This window comes from Halorubrum depositum, assembly GCF_007671725.1.
Taxonomy (GTDB): Archaea; Halobacteriota; Halobacteria; order Halobacteriales; family Haloferacaceae; genus Halorubrum; species Halorubrum depositum.
This window is the reverse complement of record NZ_VCNM01000001.1, coordinates 1,139,327-1,161,944: the sequence shown is the minus strand read 5'-3', so window position 1 is coordinate 1,161,944 and position 22,618 is coordinate 1,139,327. Positions and strand designations below refer to the sequence as shown.

Here is a 22,618-nt window from a genome sequence, read left to right as displayed (position 1 = left end):
CGCCGGTTCGCTCGGGTGTTACGATAGCCCTGCGAGACAGGGGGGCTCGCGTCGATCGACACGAGACGACGGCATTCGGAGGAGTCAGCGTGTTTCCATCGCGATATACAGCAGAAGTACGGCGATCAGATACAGCGTCATCCCGCCGACGACGCCAACCGTCAGGACGTTCGACGGGTCGAAGGTAGCCCAGACACGAATCACGCCGATCAGCACCAACGCGAAGCCGAGTATCTGACTTTGGACCAGTATTCGTGCGCTACTCCAGCGCGGATCGAGTACGACCGCGCCGTTGACGACCCCGAAAAGCGCGAACCACCCCGCCAAGATTCGCGCCGTGAAAGGGGAGACGGTCCACGGCCACGCCCCGATCATGGGTTCCGGGGCGACGAACAGGCTGACGGCACTGACGGTGAGAAGGGCTCCGAGCCCGCCGCCGAGCACTCTCACCGCTTGCGGGAGCTGAGGCTCACCACCCGTCAGTTCCCCGGAATCGGTCCGCCGATTAAGCGCCCAAATCGCTGGAATGAGGACAGGAGTGACCGCGTAGAGGCCGACCCAGAGGTCGAACGTGAAGTGGCCGTGGTTGAAGTTCTCCCAGTGGAGGACGGTAGCGATGGCCATCAACCAGGTGAACGTCCCGATCCCCAGGAAGACCGGCGCGACCGTGTGCCACTCGTCGGCGGTGGACACTCGATAAAAGAAATACACGCCCGCTCCGTAGCCCGCGCCCATGGTGATCGGAGTCATTTCGGGCCTGATGGTCCACGCGAAGTACGTCGCGGTCTGATCGGGAACTCCGTAGAGGACCAGAAACGCCGCGGCTAAAAACGGGATGATGAAGCGCGCGACCCATCGGGTAATCGGAAGGATCCGCCCGTCGCGGGTAGCGGTACCCGTCCATCTTCGAAGAATCGGATTCAATTCGGTCACCGTTTCCACTTCTACTGCTTCCCTATGCAGCGTGCGAGCGTATCTCGGCGTTACCGGCGCCGTTTTCGCTGACTCTCGTCTCGATCGGCACCGCTCCCTCTGCGGCTCCTCACCCGTGTCCGATCGCGCCTCCCTCGGTCCCGCTGGCGGTCGTCCGTTCGGTGATCTCGCGTTCGGTGATCTCGCCGTCGCGGTGGTGTTTCGTCCCGGCGGTCCCTTCGATCGCCCCGGCGGTCCCTCCGATCGTCCCGGCGGTCCCTTCGATCGCCCCGGCGGTCCCTCCGATCGTCCCGTCGATCCCGGCCCCTTCGATCCTCCCGGCGGTCCCGGTCCCGCTGATCGTCTCGTCGATCCCGGTTACCAAACACCAAGGAACCGACGCCTTTTCCGATTTTTTTGACTGTCCGGAACGGATTGGGTATTATCATTGATGTAACCTGTCTCGTTCGACGTCTCAGCTGATTTCTACGACGGCACTTCCTCGAAGCGAATTGGATGGCAAAATACTTAATCATTATTAATGATGTATCTTATATCGTTTCTGCTACTTCAGAGACACCGTGACGATCACTGTGCACGCGAACGATTGATTCACCACTCCTTCCGCGACTGAAGCGCGCTCCTCGCTGGACGAGCGGTCCGTATTCGGTGAGACGATTTTTCGACGTGCTTCAGTCGATCAATAACCGTTCCCCCGCTGACCGCACCCGAGACGGACCGTTTCGCTTCCCAGGCGTTTCAGCGGGGCTCTCGCTCAGTACAGGTCGTCGAGGTCCCCCTCGACGTGCCAGTGCTCCTCGGCCGGGAACTCGCCGCTCTCGACGGCCTCTCGGTACGCCGCGACCGCGTCGAGCATCTCGCCGCGCACGTCGCCGAACTGCCGGGAGAAGGGGGGCGACCAGTCGCCGAGTCCGACCGCGTCGTTGATCACGAGCACCTGTCCGTCGCAGTCGGGCCCCGCGCCGATACCGATGGTGGGGACGTCCAGCGCCTCCGTGACGGCCCCCGCGAGGTTCGCGGGGACGTGTTCCAACACGAGCGCGAACGCGCCGGCCTCGGCGTGGGCGCCCGCGAGCTCGACGATCTCCTCGGCCGCGTCCTGGTCGGTCCCCTGCCGCGTGTACCCGCCGAGTCGGTTGACGTGCTGGGGGGTCAAGCCGAGGTGCACCATGACGGGGATCCCGACGTCGGTCATGCGCCGCGTCATCTCGACGGTGTGGGGGCCGCTCTCGATCTTCACCGCGTCGGCGTCGGCCTCCTTCAGCAGTCGGCCGGCGTTGCGCACGGACTCGGCCTCGTCGACGCCGAACGAGAGGAACGGCATGTCGGCGACGACGAGGGCGTCCTCCGTCGCGCGGGCGACCGCCGCGGTCCGGCTCGCGACCTCGTCGAGCGTGACGGGGAGCGTGGAGTCGTAGCCGAGGACGGCGTTGCCCATGCTGTCGCCGACGAGGATCACGTCGATCCCGGCCTCGTCGACGACCGCCGCGGTGGGGGCGTCGTACGCGGTCAGCATCGTGATCGGCGCCTCGCGGTCCCGGAGTCCCCGCGTCGTGGTCATACCCGAACTCACCCGTGCGACCGCTTAAAATCGCCGGGATCCGGAACTCCGAGGCGGGGCGCCGGCGGGAACGTCGCCCGCGACGGCACCGCGCCCTGACCGCCCCGCCCCGCGACCGCCACCGATTTGCCCCTCGGCGTCCGAGACGCAGGCGTGCAACCTGTCGAGCGGGCCGAGTTCGAGGGGATCGACTACGGCTGGGTGATGCAGACGACGTTCGTGCTCACGATCCTCGTCGGCGCCCCGGTCGTCGCGGTCCTCTCCGCGTTCGTCACGCTCGACTCGTGGGGGGCCCGCGCCGCCTTCGCGGTCCGCGTCGGCGCGCCGATCTGGTTTACCACCGCCGTCGTCGTCGCGCTCTACGCGCGCCGCACCGACGCCGGCGACGGCGGGGTAGAGAAAGACGGCGAGGCGGAGAACGACGGGAGCGGCGAGGGCGACGACGCCGGCGACGACAACGATGACGACGCCAACCCGGTCGACGACGCCGACCCGGTCGACGACGCCGAACCGGACGAGAGCGACCGCGCGGGCGACGCCGAGAGCTAGATCAGGTCCGCCGCCCACGCGTACGCGACGCCGGCGCGCTCCGCCGCCTCCGCGTCGCGCGCCGAGTCCCCGACGAACAGCGCGTCCTCGGGCGTCGCGCCGAGGCGCTCGACCGCCGCGAGCAGCGACTCCGGCTCCGGCTTGTGCGTCTCGACGGTGTCGCGGCCGACGATCGCGTCCGCGTCGAGCGCGTCGCCGAGCCCGTGGGTCGCCACGGCGATCCGACACGCCTCCTCGCAGTTGAGCGAGCAGACGCCGGCCGGCGGCGTGCTCGGTCGGTCCCCGGCCCCCTCGATCAGCCGTCTCCCGAGGGGGAGCAGCGTCGAGTCGCGCGCGCCGGCCCGCTCGTGGAGCGCGATCGCTTCCTCGACCGGGTCGCCGATCCCGTACCCCTCGGCCGCCTCCAGCAGGCCCCAGAGCTCTTCGGTCGGCGGTTTGACCGCGTGTTCCGCGTACACGTCGAGCACCGACTCCGCGGCCGCGCCCCAGTCGACCGCGAGCTCGACGAGGGTGCCGTCGAGGTCGTAGACGACGGCGTCGTAGCCCGCGAGACCGGTCGGTCCGCCGTCTGTCGTCACGCGTTCGCCGGTCGCCCGCCGGTCGCCCGCCGCTCGCCGCTCACCCGTCACTCTCCCAACACCCCCCGCGCGATGATCGTCTTCTGGATCTCTGTGGTCCCTTCGTATATCTCCGTGATCTTCGCGTCGCGGTAGAGGCGCTCCACGTCGAAGTCGGTCGTGTAGCCGTAGCCGCCGTGGATCTGGACCGCCTCGTTGGTCACCGACATCGCCGCCTCGCTGGCGCGGTACTTCGCCTTGGAGGCCGCGACGCGGTTGTCCTCGCCCGCCTCGGCCTGCCGGCACGCCTCGCGCACGAGCAGGCGGGCCGCGGAGACGTCCGTCGCCATCTCCGCGAGCTTGTGGCGGATCGTCTGGATCTCGGCGATCGGCTCGCCGAACTGCTCGCGCTCCGTCGCGTACGATTTCGCCTCGTCGAGCGCGGCCCGCGCGACCCCGACCGCCTGCGCCGCGATCCCGATCCGGCCGCCGGTCAGCGTCCGGAACGCGGCCGAGAGCCCCTTCCCCTCCTCGGTGAGCCGGTTCTCCGCCGGGATCCGGCAGTCGTCGAAGCTGATTCCGGTCGTGTCGGAGGCACGGAGACCGAGCTTCTCCTCCCTCTTCCCGACCTCGAACCCCTCGGCGTCGGCCGGGACGAGGAACTGCGTGATCGACCCGCGGTCGGCGTCTCCCGTCGCCGCCCCCGGCTCTCCGGCGCCCTCGTCGTCGTCGACCTTCGCGAAGACGATGGCCACGCCGCCCCGCTCCCCGTTCGTGATCCACTGCTTCTCGCCGTTGAGGACGTACTCGTCGGTCTCGGTGTCGTACTCGGCCGTCGTCGACATCTCCGCCGGATTCGACCCCGCGTGCGGCTCGGAGAGGCAGAACATCCCGACGGGGCGACCCTCGGCCGCCATCTCCGGGAGCCAGCGCTCCCGCTGGGCCTCGCTGCCGAACTCGGCGATACAGGAGGTGGCGAGGCAGTGGACGGACAGCGCGGTCGCGACCGCGAGGTGGCCGTACGCCAGCTCCTCGTTGACGACCGCGTACGTCGTCTCGTCGGCGTCGAAGCCGCCGTACGCCTCGGGGACCGTCAGCCCGGTCAGCCCGAGCTCCGCGAGCCCGTCCCAGGCCTCTTCCGGGAACGTCTCGGTCTCGTCGGCCTCGCCGGCCCCGGGTCGGAGCTCCTCGACCGCGAACTCCCGGACGAGATCCCGGATCGCCTCCTGTTCGTCGGTGAGCGACGAGCCGACGCGTGCGCCAGTCATGACGCTCGGTTCGGTCTCACGCGGAAAAAAGGTGAGCGATCGGGGTGGGAGAGGCGGGATCGCGGTGAACCCCCGCGCGGGCCGCAATCCGCCCCCTACTCCCCCCTACTCCCAGAGCGGGTACAGCTCGTCGCGCGGCGGCTCCTCGATCCGGTCGCCGTCGAGGAGGACGGTTCCCGCCTCACCGTCGCGGTCGCGGTCGCCCGCCGCCCGCACCTCGCCGATCTCGCCGACGGCGATCCCGGCGGCGTCCAGCGCGTCGGCCGCCTCGGCGACGCGCTCGGGAGGCACCGCCGCCAGCAGCGCGCCGGAGCCGAACGTCGCCAGCGGGTCGACGCCGACCGCCGCGCAGCAGGCCTCCGTTTCGGGTCGAACCGGGACCCGGTCGCGCTCGACCGCGAGGACCGTCTCGCTCGCGCTCGCGGCCTCGACGAGGGCGGTGAGCAGGCCGCCCTCGGTCGGGTCGTGCATGGCGGTCGCGGCGTCGCGCGCGGCGGCCGCGTCCGGGACGACGCTCACGTCGCCGAGGAACGCGGCGGCGGAGTCGAGCGTCGCGGTCGACACGCCGGCCTCGGCGCACCGCTCGCGGAAGTCCGTCGCGAGGATCGCGGTCGCCTCGATCCCGGCCCCCTTCGTGAGGAGGAGCCGGTCGCCCGGCGCGGCGCCGCCGCTCGACACGAAGCGGTCTGTGGTCCCGAGCGCGGTCATCGAGCAGAGCGGGCGCTCCAGCGACGGCAACACCTCCGTGTGGCCGCCGACGACCGCGACCCCGAGGTCGCGGGCGGTCGCGTCAACCTGCTCCGCGACGGTCCGGAGCCGGTCCGGGTCGTCGTCGGGCAGGAAGAGCGTGTGCGTGAGCCACCGCGGGTCCGCGCCGCTCGCGGCCACGTCGTTGCAGGCGACGTGGACCGCCAGCTCGCCCACGGCGTCCGCCGCCAGCGACAGCGGGTCGGCGGCGACGACGAGCGTCGACTCCGCGCCGGACAGGTCGATCGCGGCCGCGTCCTCCCCGTAGGCGGGCCCCGTCTCGACCGCGACGTCGTCGGCCCCGGTCGCCGCGAGGACCGCCGCGAGCGCCTCGGGTCCGAGCTTCCCCGTCATCTGCTGCGTAGCCACCTGACGACGTCGTCGGGGTCAGCGTCGAGCCCGCCGCCCTGCGCGAACGTCGGGCCGCCGCCCCCGCCGCCGCCGAACTCGTCGGTGACCGCGTCCACGACCGCGCCGGCGTCGAGGCCCGCGCCGTCCGAGCCCTCACCGGCGGCCCCGTCCCCGACCGCGACGACCACGAACGGCGCGCTCCCCGCGCCGACCGCCGCGACCGCGTCGGGGGCGTCGTCGCCCGCGTCGCCGTCGGCGAGGAGGGCCTCCGCCGGCCCCCGCAGGTCGTTCGGGTCGGCGCCGTCGACCGCGCCGACCGCCCACGTCGCCCCGTCGACCTCGGTCGTCGGGAACTCGCCGAGTCGGGCGGTCAGCAGGTCGGCGCGGGCGTCCCGGAGCTCCCCCTCCAGCCGGTCGACCTCGTCGCGGAGGCGGTCGACGGCGTCGGGGAGGTCGCCGACCCGCGCGTCGAGGCGCGTCGCGGCGTTGAGCGCGGACGCGTGGACCGCGGCGTCGTGGTCGATCGCGGTCGGCCCGACCGCGAATTCGACGCGGGTCACCCCCTCGCCGGGGTTCGACCGGTCGAGCACCGATATCGGCCCGATCTCGCTCGTGTTCCGGACGTGGGTGCCGCCGCAGGCCGCGACGTCCCACGCGGAGGCGGCGTCGGACTCCCGGTCCCCTTCGCCCCCTCCGTCCGCGCCGTTCCCGCCGACGGTCACGACGCGGACCGCCTCGCCGCCGCTCATCGCGCCTTCCTCGGTCTTGGTGTTGAAGGCGATCCCCGGTACCGCTCGGGCCTCCTCGTCCGGGAGCGCCTCCCACGAGACGGGTAGCGAGTCCCACACGGCGCGGTTGGCGAGCCGCTCCAGCTCGACGAGGTCCGCGTCGTCGATCGGGTCGGCCGTCGTCAGGTCGACGCGGACCTTCTCCGCGGAGATGTCGAAGCCGGCGTAGCCCAGCTCCTCGCAGGTCCGGCGCGCGGCGCCGTAGAGCACGTGTGAGGCGGTGTGCGCCCGGGCGCAGTACGTCCGGAACGCGTCGTCGACGATCGCCGAGACCGTCTCGCCGACCGCGAGCGACTCCGGGGGCTCCTCGCCCAGGACGTGGACGACCCGGCCGTCGCGCTCGGTCACGTCGTCGACGAGGACCCCGTCGATCGTCCCCCTGTCGGCCGGCTGGCCGCCGGACTCGGCGTAGAAGAACGTCTCGCTCAGGACGACCTCGCGGCCGTCGACCGACTCCACCGTCGCCTCGAACTCCCTGACCTCGGGCTCCGCCGGCGCGCGTGACGCGGTCATGGACGAGCCGTGGTCGCGGTCGGATAAATAGATGTTCGCCTCGGCGTTCGTGTATAAACCAGACGTGGTGGCGCGCGCCTCCGAGCGGCCGCCTCCGGCGGCCGCGAGGTGCTCGTGCGAGGTCGCCGGCGCTACGCGCCGGCTGCCAGAGAATCTTCGATTCTCGCTGGAGGCGGCGGGCCGGCGCGGCGTCGCCCGCGCCGGGCCGTCCGCCGAGGCTGGGGAGGCGTGAGGCTGCGGTGCTGTGTGGGGTGGGATTCAAAGGGGCAGCCACGAAGACGAAGCCTGACGACGCAAGGACCGCAAGGAACGAGCAGCGCGAGCGACTGAGGACCGCAGCGAGTCACGCGAGTCTTCGTGGCTGGGGCTTTGGAGGAGTTCACCGTCGACTTCTGTGTAGATTTTTATAAGCGCTCGACCCGATCTTCGGAGACGTTCTCCGCGACAGCGACGAGACGCGAGCGGACGGACAACACTTTCGAGCCACTTTTCCAGACGGCAAAAGAACCGTCGCGGTTCCCCCACGACCGATTCGCGCGATCTCAGTCCGACAGCTCGAACGCGACCTCGACCTCGGCCTGGTACTCCCGCGTCGGCGCGTTCTTGATCTCCACGCCGAACTCCTCTACCTCCGCCCAGTAGACGTTCTCCAGCGTGTCTTCGGCGCGGTCGATCGCCTGGTCGGCGGCGTCGTCGAAGCTCTTCTCGCTCGTCCCGATCAGCGTGATCTTTTTAAACACCATGTCACGTGCTACTTGCACGCACGGTTATATAAAAACAGGTGGAGTTCGGGGACGCCGTCAGGGGCTGCCGGGCGCGCCTTCCATCACGGCGAAGTCCTCGCCGTCGGCCTCGATGCCGATGACCGCCCAGTCGTACGGGGGCTTCTTCGAGACGAGGCGGTCGCGCAGGTCGCCGGCCCGGTTGCGCCACGTGACGAAACACCGGAGCCGCGGCGTCTCGCCGCCGTCCGTCAGATACGGGTCCAGGTCGTCGTCGTCCATGCAAAGCACCGTCACGAGCACGCGTCGCCATTTCCGCTCCGCGATGAACTCCTGTCCGCCCTCGGAGACGGTGTATCCGAGTTCGCGAAAGACGTCTCTGGCCTCCGTCGTCGGTGGGATGCTCGCAGTGGCCATCTACCTCGTCGTTCGCCAGCATCTGTGATAAAGTTTCTCACGATTCCGCGGATCCGGTTACGTGTCGTTCAACGCGGCCGCTCACGGCGTTTTTCGTCGAATCCGTCCGACCGCTTGCGCCCGGTTACTGCCGTCCGGCCGCTCGCGCTCGCTCACTCGTGGGCGGCGTCCCACTCGTCGGGCTTCCGGATGTTGCCGCACTCCGTACACTGGATCCGGCCCATCGTGTCCATCGCGGTGTCGAACGACTCGCAGTTCCCGCAGCGGAACCCCCATCGGGACGACCCGGCGGCGTCGGCGAAGACGACGTAGAAGGGTCCCTCGGCGCCCTTCTCGATCATCGTCCGGTCGGTGTACACCCGCTCGCCGTCGGCCGTCGTCGACGCGTCGAGACTCATACCCGTCCGTATCCGACGGAGCCGCTTAAAAGCGCGAGTCGACGGCGGGCGGTCCTCCCGGGAGCGGCGCTACGTCCGGAACGACTCGCCGCAGCCGCACTCGGAGACGACGTTCGGGTTCTCGACCTCGAAGCCGGCCGCCTGCAGGCCGTGCTCGTAGTCGAGCTTGCTCCCGCCGATGTAGTTCCGGCTCGCGGGGTCGACGAACACGCGCAGCCCGTGGTGTTCGACGACGAGGTCGTCCTCCTCCGGTTCCGTGTCGAACCGCATCCCGTACGAGAGGCCCGCGCAGCCGCCCTGCTGGACGAACAGCCGGAGTCCGGCCTCCTCCGTGTCGAGGTCCTCTCCCTCCAGCAGGGAGAGCGCCTCCTCCGCGGCGTCGGGGGTCACCTCGATCGCCGGGTCGCTCCCAGCCTCGACCGTTTCGGTGCTCATGCGAACCCCTTCCGCTCGCACGGTGAAAACCCTGCCGGCGGATCCCCGCTCGGCGTTGCCGCCGACGGTTACGTTCCCGGAGCGTCTCGCCGCCGCCGCCGGGACGACACGGTTTTGACTCGGTAGCGAGTGAACACGGGTATGACGGATTCGTCGCTCCGCGTCGGGCTGTTAGTCGACGGGGAACCCACGACCGAGCAGCGCGCCGCCGCAGAGTGGATCGGCGCCCGCGACGGCGCGGCCGTCGAGGTCGTCCCGTTCGACGCGCTCGACGCGGGCGAGGCGGTCGCCCCGCCGGCGACGCCGGACCCGGGGGACCCGGGGAACGCGGACGGTTCGCGATCGCTCGGCGAGTCGTACCCGGGTGCCGGCGTCGGCGACGGCGCCGGACGGTTCGACGTCCTCTGGTGGCACCGCGACCGCCCGCTCGGCGGCGCGAACCCCCTCGCCGACGCGGCGCCCGCGATCGAGGCGTTCCTCGCCGCCGGCGGCGGCCTCTGTCTGAGCCTCTACGCGTTCGCGGCGGTCACCGCGCTCTCGGTCGAGTCGGTGCCCCCGGACCGCGTCGGCGACGACGCCCTCGGGGAGCCGACGGGCGTGCTCTGGCGCTCGCTGCACGCCGACCACCCCGCGCTCGACGCGCTCGACGGGCTTCGCCATCCGCTTCGACGACGCGGAACGGTACCCGGGGTCCGCTACGAGCGCGTGCTCCCCGCCGACGGCGAGCCGCTCGCCTCGGCGGTCCGCGGCGGCACCGAGGTCCCGGAGGAGGTGACGGTCGTCTCGTGGCCCGCCGGCGACGGCGCCGTCCTCGGGGTCGGCGCGCCCGTGCTGTTCGCCGACCCGCCGACGGACGAGCGGGACGAGTATGGCCGGGAGCTCGACGCGACGCGAGACCGCCTGCTCGCGGGCTGTCTCCGGAGCCTCGCGTCGTCCGAGCCGGCCCCGAGTCGCCCGGAGAGCGCCGCCGACATGCGCCGGCTCCGCGAGCGCGTTGACGAGCTGGGCGAGGACGGCCCCGGCGGCCGCCCCGCGTACCACCTCACGGCGCCCGCGAACTGGCTGAACGACCCGAACGGGCTCATCCGGTGGAACGGGCGATACCACGTCTTCTACCAGTACAACCCCGGCGGCCCGTACCACAACACCATCCACTGGGGCCACGCCGTCAGCGACGATCTCGTCACGTGGCGCGACGAGCCGGTCGCGCTCGCCCCCTCGCCCGACGGCCCCGACCGCGACGGCTGCTGGTCGGGCTGCGCGGTCGACGACGACGGCACGGCGACGATCCTCTACACCGGCGGGCGGGGGCGCGACCAGCTTCCCTGCCTCGCGACGACCGACGACCCCGGGCTCCGCTCGTGGGAGAAGTACGACGGCAACCCCGTGATCGAGGCGCCGCCGGCCGACCTCGACGTCTTGGAGACCGACGACTGGCGCGCGGAGTTCCGCGACCACAACGTCTGGCGCGAGGACGACACGTGGTACCACCTCGTCGGCACGGGGCTCTCCGACGGCGGGGGTGCCGCGCTGCTGTACACCGCCGACGACCTCCGCGAGTGGACCTACGAGGGGCCCCTGCTCGCGGGCGGTCCCGACGCCGGCGCCGTCTGGGAGTGCCCGGAGCTGCTCGACTTCGGCGACCGGCGGCTCCTCCACGTCTCCGACTACGAGAACGTCGTCTACTACGTCGGGACCCTCGAGGACGGCGAGCTCGACGTCGAGTCCGAGGGGCTGCTCGACCACGGCGACTTCTACGCGCCGCAGTCGCTCGACGACGGTGACCGGACCCTCACCTGGGGGTGGCTCCCCGAGGCCCGCGACGTGGCCGACCAGTGGGACGCCGGCTGGTCCGGCGCGCTGTCGCTCCCGCGCGTGATCGAGCCGGGCGACGACGGCGACCTCCGGCAGCGGCCGGCCGCCGAGGTGGCCGACCTCCGCGCGGAGCGGATCGCCGACCACCGCGACGTGCGCCTCGTCGACGGCGACCGGCGGCGGCTCGACGCCGCCGGCGCGACGGTCGAGATCGACGCGGAGATCGCCTTGGGAGACGCCGACGCGGTCGAGCTGTCGGTGTTTGAGACGCCGGACCGCGCGGAGCACACGCCGATCCGCTACGAGCGCGACGGCACGCTGACCGTCGACCGGGCGCCGTCGAGCGGCGACGCCGAGGCGTTCACCGACCCGCAGTCGATGTCGGTCCCCCCGTACGACGAGCCGCTGTCGCTGCGCGTCTTCCTCGACCGCTCGGTCGTCGAGATATACGCCAACGACCGGCACTGCCTCACCAGCCGCGTCTACCCGTCCCGCGAGGACGCGCTCGACGTCTCCGCGGTCGCCGAGGGCGGGCGCGCGTCGATCTCACGACTGACGGCGTGGCGTCTCGACGACGCGATGGAGCCGCCGGAAGACGAGGCGTCGACCGGCGAAACCGCGGTCGACCCCGCCGTCTGCGAGCGCCGGCCGTAGCCGCCTCGGTACTCCCCGAAGGCGACCCGCCTCAGTACTCGCCGAGGTACTCAGCTCCGAGTTCGGCCTCCGCCTCGGGGACGCCGCCGCCGACGTCGTCCGGGAGTTCCGAGCCGTCGACCGCCGGGAGCGGCTCGTCCGGGGTCGGCACGCGCCACGCGTCGAGCGTCCCGAGCAGCCGGGTGCGGTCGCCGTCGACGGTCAACCGGAGCGTCGGCGCGAGCGTCCCGCCGAACCGGTCCCGCTGTTCGACCTCGGGCAGCCCGGCGATCGCGTCGAGCGAGTCGCCCCCGAAGTCGTGGTAGTTGAGGAAGCTCTGGACCAGCACCTCCTCCGCGTGGGCGAACGCCATCCACGAGTACGCCTGGAACGGCGCCTCCGGGGGGTTCGTCGCGACGAGCCCGCTCCCGTTGAGCGGGCGGTACGGCCCCGCGAACGCGTCGGCGACGAAGCCGTACAGCCCGTCCGGCCCCGTCACGCCCGGCGCGAACGTGTGGACGTGGCTACAGACGAACAGGTAGTAGCGACCGTCCGCGACGACGACGTGGGGGCGTTCGAGTTCTTGGTTCACCTCGACGGCGTCGAGGAGCGGCGGCCGGAGCTCCCACGAGAGCGGGTCGCCCGACGGGGAGGCGGCGACCCCGACGCAGCCGTTGAACGCCCGCCGCTCGCTCGTCTCGGCGTCGTCGCCCTCGCGCTCCGGCGTCGGGACGTTCGCCTCGAAGAGGAGGTGCGTCTCGCCGGTCGCGGGGTCCTCGAAGAACCACGGGTCGCGGAACGTGTACGTCATCCCGCGCGACTGCGCCTCCGTCTCGTACCACTCGCCGTCCGGCTCCAGCAGCGTCTCGTGGGTCCACGGGCCGTCGAGCGTGACCCCGTCGTCCGTCGCGGCGACCGCGCCGCCGTGCGCGACAGCGATCCGCTGGGTGTAGGTCAGCTCCTCGGCGTCGTCGCGGCCGGCGGCCGTGTAGTAGAGATACAGGTCCCCGTCGTCGTACAGCGCTGATCCGGCCCACTGGCGCTGTCCGAGCGCGCCGTCGTCGAAGACCGGGCCGGCGTCGCGCCAGCGCTCGCCGTCGGGGGAGTAGAAGCACCGGATCTCGGCGACGTCGTGGCGGGTGCCCGGGAGCAGATCGGCCGGGGCGGTCAGCGAGAAGGCGAGCCGGTACCCGTCGACGTCGGCGATCTCGCCGTGTCGGTCCCGCAGCAGCCACGTGTCCCATATGTGGAGCTCCGGAAACGGATCGATTTCCGGTGGTCCGGCGGCCGGCGCGACGTTTCCGTGTCGTCGCTCGATGGACGCGGCTTGCGGTCTCGTCCATCGGGAACGAGGGGAGCGACCGTCGCTCCCCGACGTCTCGTGCATACGCCTCCTCCGCGACGAACCGAATAAAACCTTTTCAGTCGGGACGACGCCGTCGGCGTCGGTCGCGGGTCGGTTCAGTGTCGCTCGCGCCGCACCCTTCCCCTCGGCACGGAAATAAAACGTTTTATCACAGCCGTGGTAGCTCAAGACATGGTAGCACGACGTACCGGACGAAAGCGAGCGATCCGCGCCCGCCTCGGTCGCCCGCGCCCGGTCGCCCCCGAGATCGGCCGTACGGCGCCCTCCGCCACGGCACGGCGATCGATCGGGGAAGGGGGATGAGAGTGGACCGCGCAGAACTCACCGAGACGCTGGAGGACGCCGGCCTCTCACCGTATCAGGCCGACGCCTACGTCACGGTGCTGGAGCTCGGCGCCGCCCCGGTCACGCGGATCGCCGACGCGAGCGGAGTGCCCGACCCGCGGATCTACGACGTGTTGCGCGACTTAGAGAGCGCCGGCTACATCGAGACGTACGAGCAGGAGTCGCTGTACGCCCGCGCGAACAGCCTCGACGAGATCACCGAGGACCTCCGGACGCGCGCGAGTCGGTTCACCGCGGCGACCGAGGAGATCGAGCGCCGCTGGAACGAGCCGAGCGTCGAGCAGTCGACGGTGAGCATCGTCACCCGGTTCGAGACGGTGGTAAAGAACGCCGACGAGTTCATTCGGGAGGCCGAGATGCAGGTGAACGTCTCGCTCGGCGTCGAGCACTTCGAGCGGCTGCGCCCGGCGCTTCAGGCGGCCACCGAGCGCGGCGTCCGCGTCAATCTCTCGATCCACACCCCGGACGGGGAGGCCGAGGCGCTCCCGGACTCCGAGGAGCTCGCCGAGGTCTGCTCCGAGGCCCGTCACCGCCGGCTCCCCTCCCCGTTCGTGGTGATCGTCGACCGGACGAAGACCTGTTTTGCACCCCACGCGGGCTCGACCAACGAGTACGGCGTGCTCGTCGACGACCGCACTCACACGTACGTGTTCCACTGGTACTTCCTGACGACCCAGTGGGACACGTGGAAGCCGATCTACACGGCCCGGAACGACGAGCCGCCGATCGACTACATCGACATCCGGTACTGCATCCGCGACGTCGCGCCGCTCCTCCGCGACGGGGCGACCGTCCGCATTCGAATCGAGGGGACCGACACCGACAGCGGCACCGACCGCGTCGTCGAGGGCGTCCTCTCGGACGTCGTGGTCACCGGCGACGACGACGCGGTCGGCGCTGACACCGTCGCCAGCTACGGCGGCCGGGTCGGACTCATCGTCGAGACCGACGACGGCCCCGTCGAGGTCGGCGGCTGGGGCGCGATGGTCGAAGCCGTCGAGGCCCACCGGATCACGGTCGTCAGCGTCGACTGACCGCGAGGAGGCCCCGCTTGGGTCTCGTCGCCCGCGGAGGCTTTCTCGCCGGCCTCGTCGCCCGCGCAGACGGCGCTCGTCTCTGTCGGGTCGAAGAAGGGATCCGCAACGGGGTCGGCCGCGCCGCCCGCTCTCGCGAGCGAGCGCCCGGGTCCTCACTCCAGCGAGTGGGTGATCGCGTCGCCGCTCGCTCGGTCGAACAGGTGGACGTTCTCGCGGTCCATCACGATCTGGATGTCGTCGCCCTCCTCGATGTCCGTATCGGGCGCGAGATTGATGAGGAGCTGTCCCTCGCCGCGCCCCTCGGCGCTCGCCTCGACGTCGCGGTCGAACAGGAGGTAGGCGTTCATCTCTTTCCCCATCGGTTCGAGGACGTCGACCACGGCGTCGAACGCCTTCGTCGGCGAGGCCGCCTTCCGGGAGTCCTCCGCCAAGAACACGTCCTCGGGACGAATCCCGACCGTGATCTCCTGTCCCGGCGTGACCCCGTGAGTCTCGGGATCGAAGTCGATCTGCGTGTACTGGGACTCGAAGCCGCCGTCGATGACCTCGCCCTCGAGGAAGTTCATCGCGGGCGACCCGATGAAGCCGGCGACGAACAGGTTCGCCGGCTCGTTGTAACACTCCAGCGGCGGTGCCACCTGCTGGAGCACGCCGCCGTCGATGACGGCGATGCGGTCGGACATCGTCATCGCCTGCGCCTGGTCGTGCGTGACGTAGATGATCGTCGTGTCCAGTTCGCGGTGGAGCCGCTGGAGCTGGGTTCGCATGTGGACCCGGAGCTCCGCGTCGAGGTTCGCCAGCGGCTCGTCCATCAGGAACGCGCCGGGGTTCCGGACGATTGCGCGGGCGATGGCGACGCGCTGTCGCTGTCCCCCGGACATCTCCTTTGGCATCCGGTCCATCATCCCCTCGAGCTGGACGATGTCGGCCGCCTCCTGAACGCGCCGGTCGATCTCCTCCTGGTCGTACTTCCGGAGTCGGAGCCCGAAGGAGACGTTGTCGTACACGTCCATGTGCGGGAACAGCGCGATGTTCTGGAACACCATGGAGATCCCCCGATCCTTCGGCGGGAGATTCGTCACGTCGCGCCCGCCGATCTCGATGGTCCCCTCCGTGGGGAGCGTGAGTCCGGCGATCGTCTCCATCGTGGTCGACTTCCCGCAGCCGGAGGGGCCGACGAAGGTGACGAACTCACCGTCCTCGATCTCCAGGCTCATGTTGTCGACCGCCGTTACGTCCTCGTACCGTTTCGTGATTCCCTCTAGTTTGACTGATGCCATGGTTACTCCTTGACCGCCCCCGTGGTGAGTCCGCTCACGATCTTCTCCTGTGCGACGACGACGAGGATGGCGACCGGGAGCACCGCGATGATGCTGGCGGCCGCCATGAGGTTATACAGCACCTCGAACTCGCCCTGGAACCGCAGTATCCCTTCGAGCATCGGCGCCCAGTTGCCCGGCCGCCCGTCGGTCATCAGCGAGCTGAAGAAGTACTCGTTGTACACCGAGATGAACGTCAGCACCCCCGCGGTCGCGACGCCCGGAGCCGACAGCGGGACGATAACGCGGAACAGCGCGCCGATCCGCGTCGTCCCCTCGACGCGGGCCGCGTCCTCCAGCCCGTCGGGGATCTGCGAGTAGAACGTCATCAGGATGAATATCGACAGCGGCAGGAAGATCGCCGACAGCGGTATGAAGATCGCGTACGGGGTGTTGTACAGCGATCCGGCGGATATCAGCGGCCGCAACACGTCGATGTTGGTGTTGAACAGCCGGTTCAGCGGAATGAAGAACGCCGCCGGCGGGAAGAACGACGTGACGAGCACTAGGAGTAGCATCACGTTGCGCCCGCGGAACCGGAGGCGACCGAACACGTAGCCGGCGAGGCTCCCCACGAGCAGCACCGCCACGGTCGCGATCGTCGCGATCAGGAAGCTGTTGAACACGTACCGGTGGAACGGCAGCGTGTTGAACACCTCGATGAACGCCGCCGGGTTGAAGCCGGCCGGCAGGAACACGCCGACCTCCGAGAGGTTCCCGCGCGGCGTCACCGCGACGACGAACAGCCAGTAGAACGGGAACAGCGTCGTGACGAGGAAGAAGATGGTCGCGACGTAGAACGTCGCCCGGTACGCGCGATCCGGGTTGGTGATCATCTTCGCGGCCCACGCCTCGATGACGCCGCGGTCGAGATCCGGCTCGTCGGCGGTCGGATTGATGACCGGCTGATCGGCCGTCTCGGCGTCGGCCACGCCGCCGTCGGGAGCGACGGGGCCACCGGTCTCCGCGGTGGCTTCCGCGTCGGTCGAGCGGTCGGTCATGCGACACCCCCCTCGCTGTCGCGCAGCGCGAGCAGGTACAACAAGACGAACCCGCTGATGACGACGGCGGTCAGGAACGCGACCGCGGAGGCCGTCGCCCAGCGCCGGCTGTTCTGGAGCGCGATGATCACGAGACAGGTCAGCGACGGCACGGTCTCACAGCCCGCCGTGGCGTCGATGAGCCCGTAGATCCGCATCGCGTCCATCGTCCGGAACAGCATCGCGACGAGCAGCGCCGGCGCCACGAGCGGCAGGGTGATGTACCGGAACCGCTGCCAGGGCGAGGCGCCCGACACCTCCGCGACGTCGTAGAGCCCGCGGTCGATGCTCTGAAGCCCCGCCAGGATGAGCAGCGCCATAAACGCCGTCGTCTTCCAGATGTCGGCGACGAGCACGATGATGAACGAGTCCGTGCTGCTCGACAGCGGGTTGTCGCCGAACACGCCGAGCCACTGCATGAACTCGGTCCCGAACCCGATGGTCGGGTTGAAAAGCAGGAAGAAGATCATCCCCTGAATGACGATTGGGATGGCCCACGGGATGATGATCGACACTCGGACCCAGCGGCGACCGTAGAAGTCTTGGTCGAGCACCAGGGCCTGCCCGAACCCGATCGTCGTCTCGAACAGGACGCTCAAGATTGCGAACGCCAGCGTGACGAACAGCGCCTGCTGCAGGAACGGCGCCCCGAACGTGACGAACGGGAACGAGTCCGTGGTCGATATCGAGATGAACTGCTGCGTGAAGTTCGTGTCACCGGTCAGTAGGTCGACGTAGTTATCGAGGCCGATGAACTCGCCGAACGGGTCGGCGGACGCGACGGCGTCCGCGAGCAGCGAGAAGCGGAACGTCTCGATCAGCGGGTAGAAAGCGACGAGCGCGAGCAGCGCGAACGCAGGGATCAGCAGGACGTAGGCGTACACCTCCTCGCTCTGCGTCTCCAGCCAGTTGAGCGGGCGGGCGAGCAGCGATCCCCCCTCATCCGCTCGCGTGTCGGTTGACATTCTCGGTTCCTCTTATTCTGCCAGGTCGGATTCGACGGATTCGAGCGAGCTCTGCAGGTCTGACATCGCTTGCTCGGGCGACTTCTCGCCCTGATAGGCCGCCGACACCTCGGAGGCGACCTGCGGGCTCTGGTCGGGCCAGGCCACCGTGACGGGGCGCGGGACCGTGTTCTGCCCGGCCACCGCGAGCGTGTCGAGGAAGTTACCGAGCGCGCCGACCTCCTCGGGGTCCACCGACTCGGTGACCGACGGGTCCGGCGGGAGGTACCCTCCCTCGGCGAAGTTGCTCTGCATGACCTCCTCGTTGGCGAACGCCTCCAGCACCTGGACACACTCGTCGAGCCGCTGGGTGTTCGGGTTGATCGTGAGGTGCCACCCGCCGAGCGCCCCGGCGGGACCGCCGGTTCCCTCGTAGGCGCCCTCGCCGTCCTCGACGCCGTACGGGAGCGGCATCACGTCGTAGTCGGCCTGCTCGAAGTTGTCCGAGTCGAGGTTGATCGGGATCGCGTACGGCCAGTTGCGGTGGAAGATCGCGTTCCCGCCCGTGAACGGCTCCCGGGCCGGCTCCTCGGTGAACGACAGCAGGTCCGTCGTCGAGATCTGCGGGAAGTCGGGGTGGGCGTACTCCGCGTCCGGCCCCTCCATGAACGACCGCATCATGCGGATCGTGTCGTGGACGGGCTCTTCGTTGACGGTGATCGGCCGGTCGCCGATCGGCCCGAAGAGGTTCTCGTGGTCGCCGAAGTACGCGCCGCCGAACGAGGTCATCGTCTCGTTGAACGTACAGCAGGACAGTCCGACGTAGTTGTCGGCCTGCGTGGTGAATCCGTAGTCGAAGTCGCCGCCGGGGCCGCCGTTCTGCTCCCAGACGTCGGCGGCCATCTCGGCGAACTCCTGCCAGCTCATCGGCTCGGTCGCCCAGTTCTCTCCGTCGGGGTCGTAGCCGGCGTCCTCGACGAGGTCCTTTCGGTAGTGCATCACCGGGTAGTCCGGGAACAGCGGCAGGCCGAACAGGTCCCCGCTCTCCGGGTCGCTCGCGGTGCTCACGGCGCTCCCCAGGTAGTCGCTTTGGACGTAATCGAGCGTCTCAGAGGAGAGCTCCTCGCTCAGGTTCACGAGCTGCCCCCGGGCGATGAACGGGATCGTCCAGCCGGAGTCCATCATGAAGATGTCCGGGCTCGCTCGCCCGGCGTCCAGCGCCGACGTGAACTCGGACCGCCGCGCGCCCGACTCGAAGTCCCCCGGCAGGATCTCGACCTCGATCGATTCGTCGAGCCCGGCGTCGTACAGGCTCTGAGTGACGGTGTCGGAGATCCCCTGCCACTCGCCGTCCATCGTGATCTGAATCGGCCCGTCGCCGCCCCCCCCGCCACCGCCGCCGGAACAACCGGCGAGACCGATCGCCGCCCCCGCGGCACCGGTTGTTTCGATGAACCGCCGTCGTGATACCCCCACGCGACCGCCGTCGTGATCGGACTCTCTGTCGACCATTACACCTGTTGTTATAAAATACACCCGTATATAATTATTGATGCCAATAGTCGATTTTACCCTCCGCGAGCCGGAGCGACGGTCGCCAGTCAGTTACCGTTTCGCTTGTTACTGGTAATTGAAATAATGTTTGGCCGCCGCAAACCGTCGGCTTCGTCGGAACGGCTATGGGCCCCGAGCGACGAGTGGCGTCCACGCATGGGTACCACCGGCGCGGTCGCGAGGCGGGTACGTGACGGGACGGTCCAGTGGCTCGAACGCGTGTTCTTCGGCGGGGCCGAGCTCTCGGTGCTGTCGACGCCCGCGTTCGCCGCGGTACTCGTCCTCCAGACGCGCTACCCGGACGCGATCCCGATCGCCGGTCTGCTCGCGATCGGGACCGGCAGCGTCGCCATCGCGCTGTTCCGGGCCGGGACGGTCGACGTCGGGGCGTGGCCGCGCCGCGGCGAGCTCGCCACCGTCCCGCTCCGCGTCGGCTACTTCAGCGCCCTCTTCGCGCTCGCGAGCGCCGGCGTCGGGGCGGGCGCGGTGGCGGCCGGCTCGCTGTGGTTCGCGCTGCTCGGCGGCGTCGTCCAGCCCGTCGGCCTCGCGGCGTTCCCGAGCGTCTACCGCGCCGTCCACGGCGAACCGCTCCAGCACGCGGCGGCCGAGCTATGAGCGGCGACGCCGAACCGGGAGACGGGCCGCTCCGCGCCGGCGTCCGGGCCGCGATCGACTCGATCACCGACCCGGATCACACGGGCGAGAATCGCTGTCTCCCGTGTACCCTCGTCAACGCCGTCGGCGTCGCGGTCGCCGCCGCGCTCCTCTCCCGTCGCCGCCGGTCGCTCGGACTCCTCGTCGCCGCCGTCGGCGCGGCGGCGGTCTGGTTCCGCGGCTACGTCGTTCCCGGGACGCCCCGCTTCGCCCCGCGGCTCGTCGAGCCGCTTCCGATCGACGTCGGCCCCGACCACCCGGACGACCTCGACTCGGGGTCGCTCGCCGCCGACGGACCTAACTCGCTCGACGACGAGCGACCGGACGTGACCGACGCTCACGGAGATGTTGCCGACGCTCACGGAGACGCCACCGCGGAAGACGCCGCCGACGCGGAAGGCGCCGACGGGGCACCTCCCGACGACCCCGCCGACGTCGACTCGGAAGGCGTCGGCGACGGCGACGCGGTCGATCCCGAGACCGTGATGACCGCCCTCGTCGACGCCGACGCCCTCGTCGACGACGGGGAGACCCTCGTCCTCGACGAGGCGTTCCGCGATGCGCTGTACGACCGGATGGCCGTGCTCCGCGGGGGCTCGGACGAGGCGCTCGCGGAGCGCGCGGCGGCGATCGCGGGCCCCGACGTCGACGGGCAGGTCCACGACGGCCGGATCCTGCTCGCGGGGAGCCGAGACGCGTGGCTGAGCCGTCCGATCGCGGTCGCCGAGACGGCCGCCGGCGAGACGCTCCGCGAGCGCGGCGTCGGCGACGCGGTCTCCCGCGCGGCGGCGCGCCCGCTCCGCGCGTTCCTCGACGCGTGTCCGGTCTGCGACGGCCCCGTCCGCGAAACGACGCTGCGGAACTGCTGCGGCGGCCCCGGCGGGATCAGCGGGAACCCGGAGCGACCGGTCCGCGCCTGCGCCGATTGCGACGCGATCGTCTTCGCCGACCGATCCTGAGCCCCCGAGAGCCGCTCGCCGTCGACAGACACAATCCGTTCCGGTCCGATCACCGTGTATGAGTGCCGTTGGCACGGGGGAGCTACTCTTCCGACTGGCGGTCGCCGCGCTCGCGGTCGTCGGCCCGACGGTCCTGTATCTCGGCCTCTGGCGCTTTCTCGAGTGGCTCCGCGACGACGATCTCGTCGACCGCCTCGCGGCCCGCGGCGCGGTCGAGGAGCCCCGTCCGGCGGCGGCCGACGTCCTCGCGTCCGCGACGTCGGGGGTCGACGGGCGGCGCTGCCCGGCGTGCGGAACCCCCGTCATCGCCGGCGCGACGCGGTGTCGGAGCTGCCGTCGCGATCCCGCGGACGGCGCCGGTCAGGCGGACGGCGGGACCGAGCCGACTCGCGGTTCGGGGCCGTCCACCGGACACCGGCGCTGAGGCCGGCGCTCGGTCGCGATCGGCCCCGCCACCGTCGCGATCGGCCCCGCCACCGTCGCGATCGACTGCGCGCCCCGTTCCGGCCGACTGAATCCGCTCAGGCCGCGCGATCGGTGCCGGGCCCCGCCGCGGCCTCCTCGTCGGCGTCGGGGCGAGTCGTCGCCCCCTCGCTCGGGATCCCTCCGTCCGCGCCGCTGGCGGTGGTGACCGTCACGTCGCGTTTCGGATACGGGATCTCGATGTCGGCGTCGCCCAGCGCTTTGTACAGCGCGCGGTTGAGCTCGTGTTGCGCGCGGCGGCGACGCGTCGGCCCGTTGACCCAACAGAGGATCTCGTACTGGAGCGCCGAGTCGCCGAACGACCGGAGGCGAGCGCGCGGCTTCGGGGAGTCGAGGACGAGCGACTCGGCCTGGACGACCTCGATCGCGAGCGCCTCGAACTCGTCGACGTCGGTCCCGTAGGCGACGCCGATCGGGACCCGGACGCGGCGCCGTCGCTGCGGCGCGGACTCGTTCGTCACCTTCGCGGCGTTGAGCGCCGCGTTCGGCACCGTCACGAGCACCTCGTCGCGGGTGAGCAGCGTCGTCGAGCGCACGCCCACCTTGATCACCGTCCCGGCGGTGCCGTCGTCGAGGACGATGTAGTCGCCGATCTTGTAGGTGTCGTCGAAGTAGAGCGCGATCCCGCCGAAGAAGTTCGCGACCGTGTCCTTCGCGGCGAAGCCGACCGCGATGCCGGCGACCCCCGCGGCGCCGAGCAGGGGCGTGATCTCGATGCCCCACAGCCACAGCAGCGAGCCGACGCTCCCGACGAGCACCGCGAGCGTCCACACGTTCGAGAACACGGGCGCGAAGTCGAACCGGCCGCCCTCGGCGTTGACCGCGGCGACGACCCGGTTCACGACGGTGTTGGCCCCGTACGCCCACACGAGGACGATGACCGACAGCGACGGCCGACCGAAGACCGCGTCGAGCAGCCCGGGGCTCACGACCACAGACGACCGGACCGCGGGCACCTGCGTGAGCACGTACACCCCGGTGAGCGCCGCGGTGACCACCAGAGGAGGCCGGAGCGAGGAGACGACGATGTCGTCGTACCCGGAGTCGGTGGTCGCGACGTACCGGCGGGCGACACGCAGGACGGCGAACTCCATCCCCACGGCGGCGACGACGGAGACCAGGAGGACCGCGATCGTCGCCTCGACGGCGGTGAGGCCCTCGAACAGCGTCAGCGGGGAGGGGAACATACCGTTCGGAGGCGAGGCCGCGAGATAACCGTTTCTGCGGGGT

At 70.4% G+C, this 22,618-nt stretch carries 23 protein-coding genes; 6 read left to right on the top strand and 17 right to left on the bottom strand.

The annotated features are described in order from the left end of the window. Positions 1–84: 84 nt before the first annotated feature. The 3 genes from FGM06_RS06045 to panB all read right to left on the bottom strand — a co-directional run bounded on the left by FGM06_RS06045 (position 85) and on the right by panB (position 2,494). Positions 85–942: a hypothetical protein gene (locus FGM06_RS06045; protein WP_144798221.1), complete on the bottom strand. Its 858-nt coding sequence runs from the start codon at positions 940–942 to the stop codon at positions 85–87. A 100-nt stretch (positions 943–1,042) separates the two neighbouring features. Further along, a complete protein-coding gene (locus FGM06_RS06040; RefSeq protein ID WP_186310976.1) occupies positions 1,043–1,297 on the bottom strand; it encodes a hypothetical protein in 255 nt (84 codons plus the stop codon). A 390-nt stretch (positions 1,298–1,687) separates the two neighbouring features. Then, positions 1,688–2,494, bottom strand: coding sequence for a 3-methyl-2-oxobutanoate hydroxymethyltransferase (gene panB, locus FGM06_RS06035; protein WP_144798220.1), 807 nt, complete (start codon positions 2,492–2,494; stop codon positions 1,688–1,690). Positions 2,495–2,647: 153 nt separating this feature from the next. On the opposite strand from panB, the gene FGM06_RS06030 reads away from it, so the two are divergent. Next, the gene (locus tag FGM06_RS06030) at positions 2,648–3,043 is read left to right on the top strand and encodes a DUF5822 domain-containing protein (RefSeq protein WP_144798219.1); all 396 of its coding nucleotides are present in this window, start codon (positions 2,648–2,650) and stop codon (positions 3,041–3,043) included. Here the strand turns inward: FGM06_RS06030 and FGM06_RS06025 are convergent. The 8 genes from FGM06_RS06025 to FGM06_RS05990 all read right to left on the bottom strand — a co-directional run bounded on the left by FGM06_RS06025 (position 3,040) and on the right by FGM06_RS05990 (position 9,239). Then, positions 3,040–3,621 (bottom strand): HAD family hydrolase, encoded by a 582-nt coding sequence (locus tag FGM06_RS06025; protein ID WP_241662545.1) that lies wholly within the window; start codon positions 3,619–3,621, stop codon positions 3,040–3,042. The two genes, FGM06_RS06030 and FGM06_RS06025, sit on opposite strands and share 4 nt — an antisense overlap. Positions 3,622–3,668: 47 nt before the next feature. Continuing rightward, entirely contained in the window at positions 3,669–4,868 is a 1,200-nt protein-coding gene (locus FGM06_RS06020) for an acyl-CoA dehydrogenase family protein (protein WP_144798217.1), read from the bottom strand. Positions 4,869–4,973: 105 nt separating this feature from the next. Further along, entirely contained in the window at positions 4,974–5,969 is a 996-nt protein-coding gene (locus tag FGM06_RS06015; RefSeq protein ID WP_144798534.1) for an AIR synthase-related protein, read from the bottom strand. Continuing rightward, positions 5,966–7,267 (bottom strand): alanyl-tRNA editing protein, encoded by a 1,302-nt coding sequence (locus FGM06_RS06010; RefSeq protein ID WP_144798216.1) that lies wholly within the window; start codon positions 7,265–7,267, stop codon positions 5,966–5,968. Before FGM06_RS06010 ends, FGM06_RS06015 begins: the two co-directional genes overlap by 4 nt. A gap of 542 nt (positions 7,268–7,809) precedes the next feature. Further along, on the bottom strand, positions 7,810–8,010 hold the full coding sequence (locus tag FGM06_RS06005) for a dodecin (RefSeq protein ID WP_144798215.1): 201 nt from the start codon (positions 8,008–8,010) through the stop codon (positions 7,810–7,812). A gap of 57 nt (positions 8,011–8,067) precedes the next feature. Continuing rightward, complete coding sequence (locus FGM06_RS06000; protein ID WP_094525212.1) at positions 8,068–8,406, bottom strand: DUF7116 family protein; 339 nt, start codon at positions 8,404–8,406, stop codon at positions 8,068–8,070. Positions 8,407–8,558: 152 nt separating this feature from the next. Further along, the gene (locus FGM06_RS05995) at positions 8,559–8,804 is read right to left on the bottom strand and encodes a DUF5816 domain-containing protein (RefSeq protein WP_144798214.1); all 246 of its coding nucleotides are present in this window, start codon (positions 8,802–8,804) and stop codon (positions 8,559–8,561) included. A gap of 69 nt (positions 8,805–8,873) precedes the next feature. Continuing rightward, positions 8,874–9,239 (bottom strand): HesB/IscA family protein, encoded by a 366-nt coding sequence (locus FGM06_RS05990; RefSeq protein ID WP_144798213.1) that lies wholly within the window; start codon positions 9,237–9,239, stop codon positions 8,874–8,876. 141 nt (positions 9,240–9,380) lie between these two features. Here FGM06_RS05990 and FGM06_RS05985 point away from each other — a divergent pair, with 141 nt between their 5' ends. Next, on the top strand, positions 9,381–11,708 hold the full coding sequence (locus tag FGM06_RS05985) for a glycoside hydrolase family 32 protein (RefSeq protein ID WP_144798212.1): 2,328 nt from the start codon (positions 9,381–9,383) through the stop codon (positions 11,706–11,708). A 31-nt stretch (positions 11,709–11,739) separates the two neighbouring features. On the opposite strand, the gene FGM06_RS05980 is transcribed toward FGM06_RS05985, so the two are convergent. Beyond that, positions 11,740–13,074 carry a glycoside hydrolase family 68 protein gene (locus FGM06_RS05980; protein ID WP_144798211.1) on the bottom strand — a complete coding sequence of 445 codons (1,335 nt, stop codon included), beginning with the start codon at positions 13,072–13,074 and terminating at the stop codon, positions 11,740–11,742. A 278-nt stretch (positions 13,075–13,352) separates the two neighbouring features. Here FGM06_RS05980 and FGM06_RS05975 point away from each other — a divergent pair, with 278 nt between their 5' ends. After that, complete coding sequence (locus tag FGM06_RS05975) at positions 13,353–14,432, top strand: TrmB family transcriptional regulator (RefSeq protein ID WP_144798210.1); 1,080 nt, start codon at positions 13,353–13,355, stop codon at positions 14,430–14,432. Positions 14,433–14,587: 155 nt separating this feature from the next. Here the strand turns inward: FGM06_RS05975 and FGM06_RS05970 are convergent, their stop codons facing one another. Genes FGM06_RS05970 through FGM06_RS05955 form a run of 4 tightly spaced genes read right to left on the bottom strand, consistent with a single transcriptional unit; the run spans position 14,588 to position 19,250 of the window. Beyond that, positions 14,588–15,715 carry an ABC transporter ATP-binding protein gene (locus FGM06_RS05970; protein ID WP_186310975.1) on the bottom strand — a complete coding sequence of 376 codons (1,128 nt, stop codon included), beginning with the start codon at positions 15,713–15,715 and terminating at the stop codon, positions 14,588–14,590. Between the two features lie 2 nt (positions 15,716–15,717). Continuing rightward, the gene (locus FGM06_RS05965; RefSeq protein ID WP_241662530.1) at positions 15,718–16,755 is read right to left on the bottom strand and encodes a carbohydrate ABC transporter permease; all 1,038 of its coding nucleotides are present in this window, start codon (positions 16,753–16,755) and stop codon (positions 15,718–15,720) included. Beyond that, positions 16,752–17,759 carry a carbohydrate ABC transporter permease gene (locus FGM06_RS05960; RefSeq protein ID WP_144798209.1) on the bottom strand — a complete coding sequence of 336 codons (1,008 nt, stop codon included), beginning with the start codon at positions 17,757–17,759 and terminating at the stop codon, positions 16,752–16,754. Before FGM06_RS05960 ends, FGM06_RS05965 begins: the two co-directional genes overlap by 4 nt. Positions 17,760–17,771: 12 nt before the next feature. After that, a complete protein-coding gene (locus tag FGM06_RS05955; protein WP_186310974.1) occupies positions 17,772–19,250 on the bottom strand; it encodes an extracellular solute-binding protein in 1,479 nt (492 codons plus the stop codon). A gap of 198 nt (positions 19,251–19,448) precedes the next feature. On the opposite strand from FGM06_RS05955, the gene FGM06_RS05950 reads away from it, so the two are divergent. From FGM06_RS05950 to FGM06_RS05940, 3 genes are read left to right on the top strand one after another with little or no spacing between them, the layout of a single operon-like run. Beyond that, positions 19,449–19,907: a hypothetical protein gene (locus tag FGM06_RS05950; RefSeq protein ID WP_144798208.1), complete on the top strand. Its 459-nt coding sequence runs from the start codon at positions 19,449–19,451 to the stop codon at positions 19,905–19,907. After that, the gene (locus FGM06_RS05945; protein ID WP_144798207.1) at positions 19,904–20,905 is read left to right on the top strand and encodes a hypothetical protein; all 1,002 of its coding nucleotides are present in this window, start codon (positions 19,904–19,906) and stop codon (positions 20,903–20,905) included. The genes FGM06_RS05950 and FGM06_RS05945 overlap by 4 nt, the downstream gene beginning before the upstream one ends. A gap of 58 nt (positions 20,906–20,963) precedes the next feature. Beyond that, a complete protein-coding gene (locus FGM06_RS05940) occupies positions 20,964–21,329 on the top strand; it encodes a hypothetical protein (protein ID WP_144798206.1) in 366 nt (121 codons plus the stop codon). 97 nt (positions 21,330–21,426) lie between these two features. Here the strand turns inward: FGM06_RS05940 and FGM06_RS05935 are convergent, their stop codons facing one another. Continuing rightward, a complete protein-coding gene (locus FGM06_RS05935; RefSeq protein WP_144798205.1) occupies positions 21,427–22,575 on the bottom strand; it encodes a mechanosensitive ion channel family protein in 1,149 nt (382 codons plus the stop codon). Between the last annotated feature and the right edge of the window lie 43 nt (positions 22,576–22,618).

What these genes read in the sequence shown, in the direction of transcription:
- FGM06_RS05970 (WP_186310975.1), bottom strand. Translation starts at nt 15,715, where the DNA reads ATGGCATCAGTCAAACTAGAGGGAATCACGAAACGGTACGAGGACGTA.
- panB (WP_144798220.1), bottom strand. Translation starts at nt 2,494, where the DNA reads ATGACCACGACGCGGGGACTCCGGGACCGCGAGGCGCCGATCACGATG.
- FGM06_RS05945 (WP_144798207.1), top strand. Translation starts at nt 19,904, where the DNA reads ATGAGCGGCGACGCCGAACCGGGAGACGGGCCGCTCCGCGCCGGCGTC.
- FGM06_RS05975 (WP_144798210.1), top strand. Translation starts at nt 13,353, where the DNA reads ATGAGAGTGGACCGCGCAGAACTCACCGAGACGCTGGAGGACGCCGGC.
- FGM06_RS06005 (WP_144798215.1), bottom strand. Translation starts at nt 8,010, where the DNA reads ATGGTGTTTAAAAAGATCACGCTGATCGGGACGAGCGAGAAGAGCTTC.
- FGM06_RS05985 (WP_144798212.1), top strand. Translation starts at nt 9,381, where the DNA reads ATGACGGATTCGTCGCTCCGCGTCGGGCTGTTAGTCGACGGGGAACCC.
- FGM06_RS05935 (WP_144798205.1), bottom strand. Translation starts at nt 22,575, where the DNA reads ATGTTCCCCTCCCCGCTGACGCTGTTCGAGGGCCTCACCGCCGTCGAG.
- FGM06_RS05955 (WP_186310974.1), bottom strand. Translation starts at nt 19,250, where the DNA reads ATGGTCGACAGAGAGTCCGATCACGACGGCGGTCGCGTGGGGGTATCA.
- FGM06_RS05940 (WP_144798206.1), top strand. Translation starts at nt 20,964, where the DNA reads ATGAGTGCCGTTGGCACGGGGGAGCTACTCTTCCGACTGGCGGTCGCC.
- FGM06_RS06015 (WP_144798534.1), bottom strand. Translation starts at nt 5,969, where the DNA reads ATGACGGGGAAGCTCGGACCCGAGGCGCTCGCGGCGGTCCTCGCGGCG.
- FGM06_RS05995 (WP_144798214.1), bottom strand. Translation starts at nt 8,804, where the DNA reads ATGAGTCTCGACGCGTCGACGACGGCCGACGGCGAGCGGGTGTACACC.
- FGM06_RS06010 (WP_144798216.1), bottom strand. Translation starts at nt 7,267, where the DNA reads ATGACCGCGTCACGCGCGCCGGCGGAGCCCGAGGTCAGGGAGTTCGAG.
- FGM06_RS06000 (WP_094525212.1), bottom strand. Translation starts at nt 8,406, where the DNA reads ATGGCCACTGCGAGCATCCCACCGACGACGGAGGCCAGAGACGTCTTT.
- FGM06_RS05960 (WP_144798209.1), bottom strand. Translation starts at nt 17,759, where the DNA reads ATGTCAACCGACACGCGAGCGGATGAGGGGGGATCGCTGCTCGCCCGC.
- FGM06_RS05965 (WP_241662530.1), bottom strand. Translation starts at nt 16,755, where the DNA reads ATGACCGACCGCTCGACCGACGCGGAAGCCACCGCGGAGACCGGTGGC.
- FGM06_RS06020 (WP_144798217.1), bottom strand. Translation starts at nt 4,868, where the DNA reads ATGACTGGCGCACGCGTCGGCTCGTCGCTCACCGACGAACAGGAGGCG.
- FGM06_RS05950 (WP_144798208.1), top strand. Translation starts at nt 19,449, where the DNA reads ATGGGTACCACCGGCGCGGTCGCGAGGCGGGTACGTGACGGGACGGTC.
- FGM06_RS05990 (WP_144798213.1), bottom strand. Translation starts at nt 9,239, where the DNA reads ATGAGCACCGAAACGGTCGAGGCTGGGAGCGACCCGGCGATCGAGGTG.
- FGM06_RS05980 (WP_144798211.1), bottom strand. Translation starts at nt 13,074, where the DNA reads ATGCACGAGACGTCGGGGAGCGACGGTCGCTCCCCTCGTTCCCGATGG.